Source organism: Telluria sp. ZB4P36 (genome assembly GCF_059685865.1).
In genome coordinates this window covers 1-15,008 of record NZ_JCASIE010000037.1, presented here as the reverse complement: position 1 = coordinate 15,008, position 15,008 = coordinate 1, and the positions used below count along the sequence as shown (strand labels likewise).

General features: G+C 68.1%; 14 protein-coding genes, 1 rRNA gene and 1 riboswitch. Of the genes, 2 read left to right on the top strand and 13 right to left on the bottom strand.

Annotated elements, in window-relative coordinates:
- Both rrf and AC56LK_RS24865 read left to right on the top strand, forming a co-directional pair.
- A 5S ribosomal RNA gene (gene rrf, locus AC56LK_RS24870) occupies positions 1–106 on the top strand; the annotation flags it as partial.
- Positions 107–267: 161 nt separating this feature from the next.
- Positions 268–1,575: a metallophosphoesterase gene (locus AC56LK_RS24865; protein WP_497187126.1), complete on the top strand. Its 1,308-nt coding sequence runs from the start codon at positions 268–270 to the stop codon at positions 1,573–1,575.
- Here AC56LK_RS24865 and AC56LK_RS24860 read toward each other — a convergent pair.
- The 13 genes from AC56LK_RS24860 to cobT form a co-directional block, all read right to left on the bottom strand.
- Positions 1,569–3,041: a cobyric acid synthase gene (locus AC56LK_RS24860; RefSeq protein ID WP_497187125.1), complete on the bottom strand. Its 1,473-nt coding sequence runs from the start codon at positions 3,039–3,041 to the stop codon at positions 1,569–1,571. The genes AC56LK_RS24865 and AC56LK_RS24860 overlap by 7 nt on opposite strands.
- Entirely contained in the window at positions 3,038–3,907 is an 870-nt protein-coding gene (locus tag AC56LK_RS24855) for a cobalamin-binding protein (protein ID WP_497187124.1), read from the bottom strand. Before AC56LK_RS24855 ends, AC56LK_RS24860 begins: the two co-directional genes overlap by 4 nt.
- Entirely contained in the window at positions 3,904–4,884 is a 981-nt protein-coding gene (gene cobD / locus AC56LK_RS24850) for a threonine-phosphate decarboxylase CobD (protein ID WP_497187123.1), read from the bottom strand. Before cobD ends, AC56LK_RS24855 begins: the two co-directional genes overlap by 4 nt.
- Positions 4,877–5,821 carry an adenosylcobinamide-phosphate synthase CbiB gene (gene cbiB, locus AC56LK_RS24845; RefSeq protein ID WP_497187122.1) on the bottom strand — a complete coding sequence of 315 codons (945 nt, stop codon included), beginning with the start codon at positions 5,819–5,821 and terminating at the stop codon, positions 4,877–4,879. The genes cobD and cbiB overlap by 8 nt, the downstream gene beginning before the upstream one ends.
- Positions 5,815–6,375, bottom strand: a complete 561-nt coding sequence (gene cobU, locus AC56LK_RS24840; RefSeq protein WP_497187121.1) for a bifunctional adenosylcobinamide kinase/adenosylcobinamide-phosphate guanylyltransferase — start codon at positions 6,373–6,375, stop codon at positions 5,815–5,817. The genes cbiB and cobU overlap by 7 nt, the downstream gene beginning before the upstream one ends.
- The gene (locus tag AC56LK_RS24835) at positions 6,372–7,673 is read right to left on the bottom strand and encodes a cobyrinic acid a,c-diamide synthase CobB (protein ID WP_497187120.1); all 1,302 of its coding nucleotides are present in this window, start codon (positions 7,671–7,673) and stop codon (positions 6,372–6,374) included. The genes cobU and AC56LK_RS24835 overlap by 4 nt, the downstream gene beginning before the upstream one ends.
- Position 7,674: 1 nt before the next feature.
- Positions 7,675–8,301: a cob(I)yrinic acid a,c-diamide adenosyltransferase gene (cobO, locus tag AC56LK_RS24830; RefSeq protein ID WP_497187119.1), complete on the bottom strand. Its 627-nt coding sequence runs from the start codon at positions 8,299–8,301 to the stop codon at positions 7,675–7,677.
- Complete coding sequence (locus AC56LK_RS24825) at positions 8,298–9,071, bottom strand: ABC transporter ATP-binding protein (protein ID WP_497187118.1); 774 nt, start codon at positions 9,069–9,071, stop codon at positions 8,298–8,300. Before AC56LK_RS24825 ends, cobO begins: the two co-directional genes overlap by 4 nt.
- A 1-nt stretch (position 9,072) precedes the next feature.
- Positions 9,073–10,095: a FecCD family ABC transporter permease gene (locus AC56LK_RS24820; protein WP_497187117.1), complete on the bottom strand. Its 1,023-nt coding sequence runs from the start codon at positions 10,093–10,095 to the stop codon at positions 9,073–9,075.
- Between the two features lie 26 nt (positions 10,096–10,121).
- A complete protein-coding gene (locus tag AC56LK_RS24815) occupies positions 10,122–11,963 on the bottom strand; it encodes a TonB-dependent receptor domain-containing protein (protein WP_497187116.1) in 1,842 nt (613 codons plus the stop codon).
- 67 nt (positions 11,964–12,030) lie between these two features.
- Positions 12,031–12,263, bottom strand: a riboswitch (cobalamin riboswitch).
- A 19-nt stretch (positions 12,264–12,282) separates the two neighbouring features.
- Positions 12,283–12,825: a histidine phosphatase family protein gene (locus AC56LK_RS24810; protein WP_497187115.1), complete on the bottom strand. Its 543-nt coding sequence runs from the start codon at positions 12,823–12,825 to the stop codon at positions 12,283–12,285.
- Between the two features lie 3 nt (positions 12,826–12,828).
- Positions 12,829–13,608, bottom strand: a complete 780-nt coding sequence (locus tag AC56LK_RS24805) for an adenosylcobinamide-GDP ribazoletransferase (protein WP_497187114.1) — start codon at positions 13,606–13,608, stop codon at positions 12,829–12,831.
- A 3-nt stretch (positions 13,609–13,611) separates the two neighbouring features.
- On the bottom strand, positions 13,612–14,646 hold the full coding sequence (gene cobT, locus AC56LK_RS24800) for a nicotinate-nucleotide--dimethylbenzimidazole phosphoribosyltransferase (protein WP_497187113.1): 1,035 nt from the start codon (positions 14,644–14,646) through the stop codon (positions 13,612–13,614).
- Positions 14,647–15,008: the final 362 nt, after the last annotated feature.

The window sequence follows — 15,008 nt, the reverse complement described above, 5'->3', positions numbered from 1 at the left end:
ACCATAGCAAGTCGGTCCCACCCCTTCCCATCCCGAACAGGACCGTGAAACGACTTTGCGCCGATGATAGTGCTGCAACCAGTGTGAAAGTAGGTTATCGTCAGGCTAGTTATAAGAGAAACCCCACCAGGTGATCCTGGTGGGGTTTTTTGCTTTGTGCGCCCGCCTTATCCCGCCCGCATGTAATGACAGGCCTGCGGCCATATTCGGTCATTGATCGCTTTTACTGCGCTACACTTCTTGTTTTCCCTTCTACTGAAAACGCCAATGAAGAAGGCGCGTACTTATCTCCTGCGTGGCATCCTGGTTGCGGTTTCGGTACTCGTGATTGCGTTCGGTATTGCGCTCTCCAACGCCCGGGTCGAGTTGACCGAAGCCGGCGCCCATCAGCGTCTCCTGATCCCCATCGGCGTGGGCATGGCTGGCCTCAATACGTTCGCCGGTACAGGTGACCAGGTCCGCATGCAGGGATTCCTCGACGGTCCGATTATCCGCCGCACAGCGAACGGCGCCTGGGCCGCGACCTGGTTTTGCGAAGACAAGGTCGAGCACCTGGCGGGTTCGGGCGCCGAGCTGTCGATCGATTGCGCGGGTAAGCGGCACGACTTCCCGGTGGCGCGTAAGCCCACTGTCCCGGACGCCGTATTCGATACGCCGGCCGATACGCTCATCCTCAGCGATATCGAGGGGAATGCGCGCTTCCTCGACGCAGCCCTCAAGTCGCTCGCCGTCACTGATGCTGAAGGTAACTGGACCTACGGCCACAACCACCTGGTGATCGCCGGCGATGCCGTCGACCGCGGCCGAGACGTGTTCGCCGTCCTGTGGCGTTTGTACACGCTCAGCCTGCAAGCCCAGGACGCCGGCGGCAGCGTCCATCTCGTGCTCGGGAACCATGAACAGTATGTACTACGCGGGAATATCTCACGCGCCAACCGCGACCACCTGTATGCGATGACGCGCATGGGCGGTCACGTCGACGCCTTCGGCCCGGACACCGTGATTGGCCACTGGCTGCGCCTGCAGCCGGTGATTATCAAGAGCGGCCGCATGGTGATCACCCACGGGGGCGTGCATCCGCAGGTCGCCGATATCGGCTTCACGGTGAATAACCTGAACAGTGCGATGCGGCGCTACTGGTCCGGCGACATGCCCGGCAAGGCGGAACTGGACGCCGTGATCGGGCCGATGGGCCTGACCCAATACCGCGGCTATCTCGAGGATGCGGACCACCGCTACGCGCGCGCGACCGGCGCCCAGATCAGCGAGGTGCTGTCGCACTTCGGCGCCAAAGCGATCGTCGTCGGCCATACCCTGGTCGACGGCGTCACCGCCCTCCACGACGGGAAAGTCTGGGCCGTCGATGTCAACAGCAATACCGCGCGGCCCGAAGCCCTGCTGATCCGCAATGGCGAACCGCTCGTCGTGTCGACCGGCGTTCCGCGCCGGCTCGATGAACACGGCGGGCAGCGCCAGACGCGGCCGTTCAGCCTGTTCGCCTCAAGCGACCTCGTTCTGCTAAAGGGCCTGGTGACCTCGAACTACGCGCTCTCTAAAATACCCCAGCCCTATTGAGCGCCACCCGCACGCATGAGCGACAGCAGCCTGTCGAGGACGGGCGCGGTCGCGTCGGCGATGCGGTCGATGCTCGCTTCGCGCAGGGCGGCAGTGTCGACCACGTGCTGCGACGCCAGCCCGGCCCAGGCCAGCAGTGCCGCGCCGGCCTCAGGATGATCGAACACGCCGTGCAGGTAGGTGCCCAGCACCTGATCGTCGGCGGAACATGCCCCTTCGCTGCGCCCATCGATCACGAAGGCCGGCCTGTCCATGGCCGCGCCGGTTGAGACGCCCATGTGGATTTCATAGCCGCGCACTGCAAACGGCGTCCTGCCGCCCAGGCTTGCCTGCCCACTGATCAGCGCCAGCCGCTTTTCTCGCGCCAGTTCGGTCTCGATGTCGAGCAGTCCAAGCCCCTCCGAGCTACCCGCGCTGCCCTCCACGCCGTGCGGATCCGCCACGCAGCGGCCGAGCATCTGAAAGCCCCCGCAGATGCCGATCACCTTGCCGCCATAGCGCAGGTGCCGCGCCAGCTGCGCAGGCCAGCCTTCCGAGCGCAGCCATGCAAGGTCGCCGCGCGTGTTTTTGCTGCCCGGTAGGATCACGAGGTCGGCCGCCGGCATCGCTTCGCCCGCGCGCACGAAGCGCAGGTCGACGTCCGGGTGCGCTCGCAGCGCATCGAAGTCGGTGTGGTTGCTCATGCGCGGCAGGCTCGGGACCACGATGCGGAAGCGCCCCTGGCTCGGCTGCGCCTGCTGCACGGCGTCTTCCGCGTCCAGGTACATGCCGTGCAGGTAGGGCAAGACGCCGAGCACCGGCTTGCCGGTCTGCTGTTCCAGCCAGTCGAGGCCCGGCTCAAGCAGTGCGATATCGCCCCGAAAGCGGTTGATGACGAAACCGGCGATCCGCCCACGCTCGGACTCGGACAAACAGGCCAGGGTGCCGACGATGTGGGCGAACACGCCGCCGCGGTCGATGTCCGCCACCAGGATCACCGGGCAGTCGACCGCCTCCGCGAAGCCCATGTTCGCAATGTCGCGGTCGCGCAGATTGATTTCGGCCGGACTGCCCGCGCCTTCGACCACCACCGCCTCGTACTGCGCCAGCAGCCGCGTGTGCGATTCCAGCACCGCCGCCATGGCGACGGTCTTGTACTGGTGGTAGTCGCGTGCGTTCATCTCGGCACGCACGCGGCCGTGGATGATCACCTGGGCGCCGATGTCGCTCGAGGGCTTGAGCAGGACCGGATTCATGTCGGTATGCGGCGCCACGCCGGCGGCGACCGCCTGCAATGCCTGGGCGCGCCCGATCTCGCCGCCGTCCGCCGTGACCGCGCTGTTGAGCGCCATGTTCTGCGGCTTGAACGGCGCCACCCGCAGGCCCCGCCGCAGCAGCAGCCGGCACAGGGCCGCCACCACCGTGCTCTTGCCGGCGTCCGAAGTGGTTCCCTGCACCATCAGGGTACGGAAGGGCAGGCCGCTCATGGGTTGCGGTGCCGGCGTGCCAGCTCGAGTTTCTCGCACAGGATGGCGGTTCCCGCAATCATGCGTGGTCCCGCGCGGTTGAGCAGGTCGCCGTCCACAGTGAACAGGTTGTCCCTGCGCGTCGCGCTCAGGGTGGTGTAGGGTTTCCACAGGCTGACGCCGCCGTAGTTCTTCTCGGCGGTGCCGAACACCGCTTCCGGATCCGCTTGCAGCACGCTTTCGACCGACACGACCGGGGCGGTGACCGTCAGCTTCTCGAAGATGTTCTCGCCGCCGCACAGGCGCAGCGCGTCGGTGATGATGTGCCTGCCGCTGAGGGTGTACAGCGGCTTGTCCCACACCTGGTAGAAGGTGCGCACCGGCGGGCGTCCCGCATAGCGGGCGCGCAGGCCTGCCAGCTGCCTGCGCAATTCCGCGGCGGCCGGGTTGGCGACGGCCTCCGTTCCCATCAGCTGGCCGAGGCGCGCCACGTTGTCCGGAATCCCGTCCAGGGTTTGCGGATCGCTCAGGAATACCGGTACGCCCAGTTTGCGCACCATCTCGATCTGGCGTTCGGAACTGTTGTGCATCCAGGCGACGATGAGGTCGGGCTTCATGCTGATGACGCGTTCGAGGTCGATTTCGCGGTTCGTGCCGATGCGCGGGATGCTCTTCGCGGCTTCCGGGTAATCGCTGTAGTTGACCGCGCCGACGATGCGGCTGCCGCCGCCCGCGGCAAACAAGACCTCGGTCACGTGCGGCGCCATCGAGATCACGCGCGCGGCGGGTTTCTCGAGCGTCACCGCATTGCCCGCGTCGTCGCGCACCGTCACCGCGCCCGCCAGCGGCGTGGCGGCCAGCATGGCGAGGACCATCATCCGTTTCATTGATTGCTCCATTCCTGCAGTGCTCCTTCCAGCCTTTGCCAACCGGCTTCGTTCGGCGGCAAGCCGATCCGGATGCCGCGCGCGGCCTCGCGGAACAGGCGGCACCAGATGCCGTGGCTTGCCATGTGTGCGTGAAATGCTTCCGGCTGCGCTTCCGGCCACCAGTGGAACAGCGGGGTGCCCGCCGCCCGGATGCCGTGCCTTGCCAGGAGCGCGCGCATTCGCCGGCCCGCGGCCTGCAGCCGGCCGTCCGTTGCCCGCTGCCAGTCCAGGTCGCGCAGCGCCTCCAGCGCCACGGCCTGGGCCGGACCGCTGACGGCCCATGGCCCCAGCAGGTCTGCCAGCGCCCGCAGCCTCGGGGCATCGGCCCCGACGAATCCCAGCCGCAGCCCGGCCAGCCCGAAGAACTTGCCGACCGAGCGCAGGACGATCAGGCCGGACTGGCCCGCATGCGCGGCGACGCTCAGCGCCGGATCGGTGTCGCCGAAGGCCTCGTCGACGACCAGCCAGCCGCCGCGCGCACCCAGGCGCGCGGCCCATTCCAGCAGGCGCTCGGGCGCGATCGCCTCGCCGGTCGGGTTGTTCGGATTGACGACCACCACGACCTCGCTGCTGTCGATCGCGGTGTCCAGCTCCGCATAGGCGGCCAGCCGCAGCGCGTGTCCCTGCTTGCCCCAGGCATGTGCGTGCTCGGCATACGAGGGGGCGGAGACCGTCACGCGGGATGGAGCCCGCAGCCGGGGCAGCGCCTGGATCGCGGCCTGCGTGCCTGCCACCGGCAGCAAGTCGGGTGCGCCGTAGTAGGCGCATGCAGCCGCCACCAGCGCCGGATCCGGCTCGGGCAGGCGGTGCCACGCATCGGCAGGAAGCACCGGCGCCGGATACCCATGGGGATTGATACCGGTCGACAGGTCGATCCAGTCGTCGCGTCCATACAGGCGCGCGGCGTCGCGCAGATTGCCGCCGTGTTCAAGCATACGGCCCCCACCGCAGCACCATGATCGCGGCGGCGCAGGCCACACCCAGCCACAGCAGGGTCGTGTGCAGGACCAGGCGCCAGGCACGCACGATGTCCGCTGCGGTCGCCGCAGGTCCCGTCCCCAAGGGCGGGCGCTGCTCCAGCTGTCCGTCGTAGACGGCGGCGCCGCCGAGCGACACACCGAGCGCGCCGGCGCCGCTCGCCATCACCGGCCCGGCATTCGGGCTGCTCCATGCGCCGGCCTGGGTGCGCCAGCACTGCCATGCGCGTGCGCGTGCGCTTCCGGCCAGCAGGACATAGGACAGCGCGGTCAGCCGCGCCGGCACATAGTTGAGCGCATCATCGATGCGCGCCGCAGTCCGGCCGAACAGATTGAAGCGCTCGTTCCGGTAACCCCACATCGCATCGAGCGTGTTCGCCAGCCGGAACAGGACGGCGCCGGCGCCGCCCGCCACCAGGAACCAGAACAGCGTCCCGAACACGGCGTCGTTGCCATTCTCGAGCAGCGACTCGGCACCGGCTTTGGCCAGGTCGGCTTCCTGGGCATGGCCGGTATCGCGGCTGACGATCCAGGAAGTGCGGGTACGCGCCGTGTCCATGTCTCCCGCACGCAGGGCCTCGACGATCGGCATCGTATGCTCGCGCAGGCTGCGCAGTCCGATGCAGGCATACAGCAGGACGGCATGCAGCCACAGACCCGCAGCTTGCGCCGCCAGCCAGGCAAGCAAAGAAAGGGGCAGCACGGCGAGTACCCAGGCCAGCAGTCCGCGCGGGAAGCGCAAGCGGCCGCGGTTCAGCCAGCGCTCGAGCCACTGCGCGAGCCTGCCGAAACCGACCAGCGGATGCCAGCGGCGCGGCTCACCCAGCAGCAGGTCGAGCAGCACGCCCGCGACCAACAGGGCGGCCAGCTGCACCGGCGGCAGCCCGCTCAGCATGCCCTCCCTTTCAGCACCAGCGGCAGCCCGGCGGCCACGAACACTGCGTGATCCACCCGCGCCGCGACCGCCTGGTTCAGGCGGCCGGCCTCGTCGGCGAAGCAGCGCGACACCGCGCCCCAGGGCACGATGCCCATGCCGACCTCGTTCGAGACGAACACGATGTCGCCCGCGGTACCGTTATCGAGCAGGTCCAGCAAGGCCGCGCGCTCCTGGTGGAAGCGTTCCGGCAGCGCCACTTCGCCCACCTCGGGCCAGGCGCGGCCATCGCAGAACATCAGGTTGCTCAGCCAGAGCGTCAGGCAGTCGACCAGCACCAGGCGCTGCGGCGCGCAGTATTCGCGCAGTACCGCAGCCAGTGCCAGCTCTTCTTCGACGGTCTGCCAGTGGGCGGGACGGCGTTCACGGTGGTTGGCAATTCGTGCCGCCATTTCGGCATCGCCGGCGCGCGAGGTGGCGACGTAGATGACTTCCTTGCCGGAGGCTTGCGCCAGCCGCTCGGCATGGGCGCTCTTGCCGGAGCGCGCCCCGCCCAGCACCAGGCTGCGGCTCACGGCGCAGCTCCGCTGAACAGGGCCGCCACGGCCGGCGGGTTCGACGAGAAATAGGCGTGGAAGTAGGAGGCGGTAAGCGAGCCGATGCGGTACACGGCTTCGCCCCTTGCCCCGTTGCTGGTCTTGATGGTGTGCGCCTGTACCGGGGCCGGCGACTCCAGCGAGGAATAGTGGAAGGTATGGCCGCGCACCGGACCTTGCTCGGTCGGCATGGCATGGGCGCCCAGGCCCGCCAGGCGCGGCTGCATGCGCACTTCGCCCGGCAGCAGCCCGGCCATCGGCCAGCGCTGCCCTTCGGTGTCGATGAGGCCTTCGGCGACCGCCATCATGCCGCCGCATTCGGCCAGGATCGGCACGCCGCGCGCATGCGTTGCGCGGATCGAGGTCTGCCATTGCCCGGCCCGGGCCAACTCGGCGCAGTGCAGTTCCGGATAACCGCCGGGCAGGAACACGGCATCGGCGTCGCCCGGCACCGGCTCGTCCGCCAGGGGCGAGAAGTAGCGCAGGCGCGCGCCCATCTTTTCCAGCAGGTCGAGGTTGGCGGGGTAGAGGAAGCAGAAGGCGGCGTCGCGGGCGACGGCGATGGTCTTCTTGTCCAGCATTCCACCCACGTCCGGCCATTCCAGCGCCGATTGCGCCATCAAGGGCAGGGCCTCCCAGGCCGCCTCGTTGAAGTGCAGCTCGTCCGCGAGTTTGTCGAGCAGCATTTCCAGGCCCTCGACTTCGCCCGGCAGGACCAGGCCCAGATGGCGTTCCGGCAGCGGCGTCTCCTGGCGTGGCAGCCAGCCGACCAGCGGAATGTCGCGCAGGGACGAGGCCACCATATTGGCGTGGCCTGTGCTCGCGATGCGGTTCGCGACCACGCCGGCCAGCTGGACCGGGCCATAGTCGCGCAGGCCGCGCGCCACCGCCCCGGCGGTTTGCGCCATGGCCGAGGCATCGATCACCGCCAGTACCGGCACGCCGAACTCGCGCGCCAGGTCCGCCGCCGAGGGCGAGCCGTCGTACAGGCCCATGACGCCCTCGATCAGGATCGCATCGGCTTCGCGCGCCGCGTCGTGCAGGCGGCGCCGGCATTCTTCGACGCCGACCATCCACAGGTCGAGCGTATGGACCGGTGCGCCCGATGCACGCTCCAGGATCATCGGGTCGATGAAGTCCGGTCCGCATTTGAACACCCGCACGCGCAGGCCCTGGCGCAACAGCTTGCGCGCCAGCGCGGCAGTGACGCTGGTCTTGCCCTGGCTAGATGCCATGGCCGCGACCAGCACGGCGCGGGCGCCCTGATCCCGGTTCATGTCACCACTCCGTTCCGGCTTGCGCCGCAATGCCCGCCTTGAAGGCGTGCTTGACCACGTTCATCTCGGTGACGGTGTCCGCCACCGCCACCAGCTCCGGCGGCGCCGCGCGGCCGGTCACCACCACGTGCTGCATGTCCGGACGGTCGAGCAGGTCGGCAATGACGGTGTGCACGTCGAGGTATTTGTACTTGAGCGCGATGTTCAGTTCGTCGAGCACCACCATGCCATAGGCCGGGTCGCGCAGGAAGCGCCTGGCCTGCTCCCAGGCTTCGCCTGCCTTGGCGATGTCGCGTTCGCGGTCCTGGGTTTCCCAGGTATAGCCTTCGCCCATCGCATGGAAGCTGACATCGTCGGGGAAGCGGCGCAGGAATTTTTCTTCTCCGGTCGACATCGCGCCCTTGATGAACTGGACCACGCCGACCTTCATGCCATGGCCGAGCGCACGTGTCACCATGCCGAAGGCGCTCGAGCTCTTGCCCTTGCCGTTGCCGGTATTGACGATGATGATGCCGATGTCCTTGTCGGCGGCCGCGATCTTTGCGTCGATCACGGCCTTCTTGCGCTCCATGCGCTGGCGGTGGCGCTCGTTCAGCGCCGCGGTTTCTTCAGGAGTCATGTCGTTCATGCGCTAGCCTCGAAAGGAAGGAAGATGCGGCGGCCGCCGTGCTCGATCATGTCGATCGGATGGCCGAGGTAGTCGCCCAGCAGGGCCGGCTGCATGGTGGCGTCGACGGTGCCGGCTTGCCAGCGGCCGTCGCCCATCAACAGCAGCGCGTGGGTGGAGATGCGGTAGGCCAGGTTCAGGTCGTGGCCGACCATGACCACGATCTTGCCCTGCTCGCGGCACAGGCCGGCCAGCAGGCCCATGACGCTGACCTGGTGCGCCAGGTCGAGGGCATTGGCCGGCTCGTCGAGCAGCAGCAGGGGCGTGTCCTGGGCCAGCAGCGCGGCGATGGCGACCCGCTGGCGCTCGCCGCCGGACAGGGTGCGCACGTCGCGGCCGGCCAGCTCGAGCACTTCCATCGCCGCGAGGGCGCGCATGGCGGCCTGGTGGTCGTCGCTGCCTTCCCAATAGCGGTTGGCGTGATAGGGATGGCGCGCCGACAGCACGGTTTCGATCACGCTGTACGAAAAGGCATCGTGGCGCGACTGCGCCAGGAAGGCGCGCTGGCGCGCCAGCTGTTCCGGCGCCCAGTCGTCGAGCTTGCGGCCGCCGACGACGACCGAACCGCCGTCCGGCCGGTGCAGGCCGGCGAGCGTGCGCAGCAGGGTGCTCTTGCCGGCGCCGTTGCGGCCGATGATGCTCCAGCATTCGCCGGGGCGGGCCGCCCAGTCGAGCTGGCGGACCAGGGTGCGGCTGCCGGCCTTGAGGTCGAGGTGTTCGGTGCGGATCATGTCACCTCCTCAGGCGGTGCAGTTGGTAAAGGAACACCGGCGCACCGATGATCGCCGTGATCGCGCCGACCGGCAGCTGCTGGGGTGCGATGATGGTGCGTGCGAGCGTATCGCACAGCACCAGGAAGCTGCCGCCGCTCAGCACCGCCGCCGGGACCAGCACGCGGTGGTCGGGGCCGAAGGCGAAGCGGCAGGCGTGCGGGACGATCAACCCGACGAAGCCGACCGACCCGGCGCTGGTCACGGCACTGGCCGTCAGCACGCCCGACACGAAAAACAGGCCCTTGCGCAGGCTGCCGACGCGGATGCCGAGCGTGGCGGCCGCTTCGGCATGCAGCGCGACCATGTTCATGGCGCGCGCGCTGCGCAGGGCATACAGCAGGGCCGCGCCGAGCACCAGCCAGGGCGCGAGGCGCAGCGGTGCGCCGGCGAGGTCGCCGATCATCCAGAAGATCATGCTGCGCAGCCGGCCTTCCGGCGCGATCGAGAGCATCAGGGTCACCAGGGCGATACAGGCCGAGGACAGGATCACGCCGGTCAGCAGCAACGTCGAGGTACCGCCTTCCTGCGCCAGTCCGCCGCGCAAGTCGCGCCGGGCCAGCAGGTAGAGCAGCATCGAGACCGCCACCGCGCCGGCCAGCGCCGCCAGGTCGACCACGATGGCGGCGGCCATCAGGAGCAGCGCCAGCAGGGCACCGACCGACGCGCCGGCCGAGATGCCGAGCACGTAGGGATCGGCCAGCGGGTTGCGCAGCAGCGCCTGCATCATCACCCCGGCCAGTGCCAGCGCGCCGCCGGTGACGAAGGCGGTCAGCGCGCGGCTGGCGCGCAGCTCGATCAGCGAGGCCGCCAGCGTATTGCCGTCGCCGCGCGCCAGCTGGCGCAGGGCGTCGGGAACGTCGGCCAGCGGCACGGCGATCGAGCCCGTCATGCCGGCGAACAGCAGGCTGGCGACGGCGCACAGCAGCAGGGCGCCGATGACGAGCATGGCGCGCCGGCGCTGCGGTTGAAAGGGGTGATGCATGCGTCTCCTTCTCGATCGTGGTCCGCTCAGCGGATGCCGTAGCGCAGGCCGGCGAACCAGGTGCGTCCGCTGGTGCCGTAGTTGCGGGCCAGCTCATACTGCTTGTCCGCGACATTGTCGAGGCGGAGCAGCAGCGACACCTCCGGCGTGAATTGCCAGCTAGTGTACAGGTTGAGCAGGCCGTAGCCGCCCAGGCGGCGCTGGTTGGCGGCGTCGTCGAAGCGCTCGCCGGAGAGCTGCAGTTCGGCGCCGGCCTTGACCCTGCCCCAGCTGCTGTCGGCCTGGATGCCGGCGTGCTTCTTCGCGCGGCGCGCCAGCTGCTTGCCGGTGGTCTCGTCCTTCGGATCCTGCCAATCCACGCTGCCGCGCAGGTTGACGCTGCCGACACGGGTTTGGGCCGCGAGCGTGAGACCCTCGAGCTTCGCTTGATTCACGTTGTAGGCACAGCTGCCGGTGCGGCCCGGGCATGGCGTCGCGGAGACGATCATGTCGGTCAGGCGGTTGTGAAAGTAGCTCGCATCGAGTTGCACGCTGCCGGCGTCGTAGCGCAGTCCGGCTTCCCGGTTGCGGCCTTTTTCCGGACGGTTGGTCGGCAGGCCATAGCCGGGGTAGTACAGCTCGTTGAAGGTGGGCGCGCGGAAGCTGCTGCCGACGCTGGCAGTGGCGCGCCAGCCCTGGCCGAAGTCATAGCCATAGCCGGCGGCGCCGGTATTCTTGTTGCCGTAGACCGAGCGGTCGTGGCGGGCGCTGAGGTCGAGCAGGTGCTTGCCGCGCTTGGCCGAGTAAGCGGCCGCGTAGGAATTCGTGATGCGGATGCGCGACAGGGCGGCGGTGGCGCTCGATTCCACCTCCTCCTTCCGGTGGCTGTACAGCAGCTGCAGGGTATCGGGGCCGAGCGCGATGGTGTTTTGCCAGGACAGCTCGTCCTGGCGGGTGTCGATCTGGCTGGCGCCGGACGCCGCGGCGCTGGTGAAGCTGCCCAGATTGTCATCCGAGCGGGCGTACTGCAGGGTGCTGCGCCAGTTCGGCGTGAACTGGCGGCTGGCATATACCGCGGCCGTGTTCAGGTCCTGCTTGTTGTGGACATCGTAAGCGGCGCTGCCGCTGTCGTACTGGGCGCGCAAGTCGCTGTGGAGGAACTGCGCGCCGATCTCGGTGCCTGGCGCGACGGTATAGGACAGCCGGCCGTTGGCGTTGCCGCGGCGGTAGCCGTCTTCGTCCGGATTGAAGCCGAAGGCGCCCGGGCGCGTGGCCGAGAAACCATCCGACTCTTCATGACCGGCGCTGAAGGCGTAGCGCAAGCCGCCGCCCGCGCCGTACACGCTGGCATCGAGCTTGCGGGTGGCGTTGCTGCCAACGCCGGCGGAGCCGCTGACGGTGGGCGCGCCGTCTCCCTTGCGCGTGAAGATCTGGATCACGCCACCGATCGCGTCGGCGCCGTACAGGGTGCTGAGCGGTCCATAGACGACCTCGATGCGTTCGATGGCGCCGAGCGGCACCGCGTTCCAGGCGGCGGCGCCGCTGGTGGAGGACCCGATGCGCACGCCGTCCAGCAGGACCACGACCCCGTTGCTGTTGGCGCCGCGCAGGAACACGCTGGTGGCCGCGCCGGCGCTGCCGTTGCGGGTGATTTCGATGCCGCGCTGGCGCCGCAGCACGTCGGCCACCGAACCGGCGCCGGAGCGCGCGATCTCGTCGGCATGGATGACGGTGGTGTCGGCGATCACGTCGACCTCGCGCTGCGGCATGCGGGTGGCGGTGACGACGACGGTATCGAAGTTGTGGGCGAGGGAAGGCGAAGCGAAGGCGAATGCAAGCGAAGTTGCGAGCGAAGTCGCGGCCGCAAGCCGTGTGACAGGTAAGTTCATGAAATGCTCGTTCAAAGACAACCAGCCGACGTCCCCGTAGGCCAGATTGAACAGAAGCGCACCGCTGGCGCGCTTCCACCTTTTGGCCGGTATCCGGGCTGGCAAGTATGGCCGTCCGACCTTCCCATGCAGGTGCACAGTGGTCATGGAAGACGGTTCGCCGCGCTGGTCATTCATCGAGCGCGGCACTTGCTTACCGTTGCGGGGGCAGCACACATTGGCCTTGTTGAAGGGCTTCGTGTTTCCCGTTTAACTGCGGCCGTGAACACGGCCGCGAGCACCAAAACGCCGCCATTATAGGGCAGGACCGAAGCTGTTGTCAGTCTTTCAGCTCGATGACTTCACCGTAGGCGATGCGGTGGGCACTGGAAGCGGCACGCAGCGCGGCCTGCTCGAGACCGCCGCCGGCATGCAGGGCGCACAGGAGGCGGATGGTGCCGGCGTGGCAGACGAGCAGCGCGGCAGGCAGGCTCGACGCGCGCAATGCATCGCGGAAGGCGGCGATGCGCCAGGCCACGTCGAGCACGTTTTCGCCGCCGCCGGGTCGGTAATGCAGGAGGTCGGCCGCCCAGGCATCGACCTCGGCGCGCGGGATGTCCTCCCAGCTGCGCATCTCCCAGGCGCCGAAGTCCATCTCGGCCAGGCGGGAGTCGAGCGTGACGGGAACGCCGAGTGCGCCGGCAAGCGCGGCGCAGCGCGTCAGCGGACTCGCGTAGACCGGCAGCGCGCCGGGCAGGCAGGCCTCGCGCAGCTTGCCGGTGACGAGGGATAGCGCTGCCGCGGATGCGGCGACATCGGTCCTGCCGTAGCAGAGTCCGGGCGCAATGTCCGGCTGCGGGTGGCGGACCAGGACCAGCCGCATGGCTCAGGCCAGCGCGCCGTGGCCGAGCGTGGCCAGCACGGCGAGGTAGATGAACGCTTCCGCCAGTTGCTGGACGGCGCCGAGGCAGTCGCCGGTATAGCCGCCGATGCGCTGCGCGAACTTCCGGGCCAGCCACCAGCTGGCGGCGCCGGCGCCGAGGAGGGCGGCGAGTACGGCGCGCAGGTCGAGTGTGCCGCTGGCGAGCAGGAGCAGGGCGGCAATCGCCACGGTCACCGAGGCGATGCCGAATTCCGCGGTCGTCATGCGTTCGGCCAGCGGCTTGGCCTTGCCTTCGGCGCGTGCATATTCCATGCGCCAGATGAGCGAGGTCGCCGCGAGGCGCGACAGCGGATGGGCAAGCAGCAGGGCGCCGATGGCGCTGGCGGGCGGCAGCATCGCAAGTGCCGTGCACTTCGTGCCGAGCATGCACACGACGCCGATGGCGCCGTAGGCGCCGACACGCGAATCCTTCATGATCTCGAGCACGCGCTCGCGCGTCATGCCGCCGCCGAGGCCATCGCAGGTGTCGGCGAAGCCGTCCTCATGAAAGGCGCCGGTGGCGTAGATGGTGGCTGCGGTCGAGAGCACGGCGGCGACCGGCGCGGGGACGAACAGCGCGGACGCGGCGTACACGCCGGCGCCGATCGCGCCCACCACGATGCCGACCAGCGGGAAGTAGCGCGACGCATGGTGCAGCCACTCCTGCTCGAAACCGACCCAGCGCGGAATCGGCAGGCGCGTGAAGAACTGGACCGCGATGAAGAACAGGCGCAACTGCTGCATGTGTCAGTGCGCGCCGGTGCTGACCTGCGCCGATGCGAAGGTCGCCATCTCGTTCATGAAGTTGGCGGCCGCGTGCAGCAGGGGCAGGGCCAGCGCGCTGCCGGTGCCTTCGCCCAGCCGCAGGCCGAGCTGCAGCAGCGGTTGCGCGCCGAGTGCATCCAGCATCAGGCGATGGCCGTTCTCGTCCGAGCAGTGGGCGAAGACGCAGTAGTCGAGGATCGCCGGCTGCAGGCGCGCGGCGACCAGCAGGGCACTGGTGACGATGAAGCCGTCGATCAGCAGTACTTTGCGGAGCTCGGCCGCCTTCAGCATCGCGCCGCTCATCATGGCGATCTCGAAACCACCGAAGGTGGCCAGCACCTCGAGCGGATCGTCGGCGCCGGCATGGCGCTCGACGGCGGCGGCGATGACTTGCTGCTTGCGCTGGATGCCATCGGCCGACAGTCCCGTGCCGGCGCCGACGCATTGCGGCAGCGGCAGCCTGGTGAGCTTGTGCATGATGGCCGCGGCGGCGGTCGTGTTACCGATGCCCATCTCGCCGAAGCCGACCACGTTACCTGGGAGGTCGCGCACCAGGGCCATGCCGTGTTCCAGCGCGGTGTCCAGTTCGAGGCGCGACATTGCGGCTTCATTGGCGAAGTTATGGGTTCCCATGCCGACCTTGCGGTCGAGCAGGCCGGCGCGCTCGCCGAACACGTGCTTGACGCCGGCGTCGACGACGTGCAGCGCGCAGTTGTTCTGGCGTGCGAACACATTGATGGCGGCGCCGTTGGCGAGGAAATTCTCCACCATCTGCCAGGTGACGTCCTGCGGATAAGCCGAGACGCCTTCTGCGACCACGCCGTGGTCGCCGGCAAATACCAGGATGGCCGGATCGCTGATGCGGACCCTTGCCGAGCGCTGGATCAGTCCGAGCTGGGCCGCGAGCGTCTCCAGGCGGCCGAGGCTGCCGAGCGGTTTCGTCTTGTTATTAATGGCCTCGGCCAGGACCTGCGACAGGGCTGCGTCGGCGATCGGCGCGATAGGTGGAATCTGCATTGCCGGAAAGATAAGGTGGAAAAAACGCGACGATAACATAGTCGCAGGCGTTGTAAGTGCCGCCGGCGTTTGCTATAGTCTTACTCCTCCGACGCGAAAGCAGCTTGTAAGGCAGCGATAGCGAAAGAGACGAGGGGTTGACGAGGAACACGAAACACTGCATACTCTCACTTCTCTGCTGCTGACGAACACAACGCTTCGTACGGTGCAGCAAGGTAGCACAGAACAAGAGTTCTTTAACAATCAACAGTCGATAAGTGTGGGCGTTTGATGAAGGTGCCAGTGACTTCGGTCGCTGATTACTTAAATTATCAAATGTTCACAAAAGTATTAACGTTGCTCAGCAATGAGCGACGGTCAGT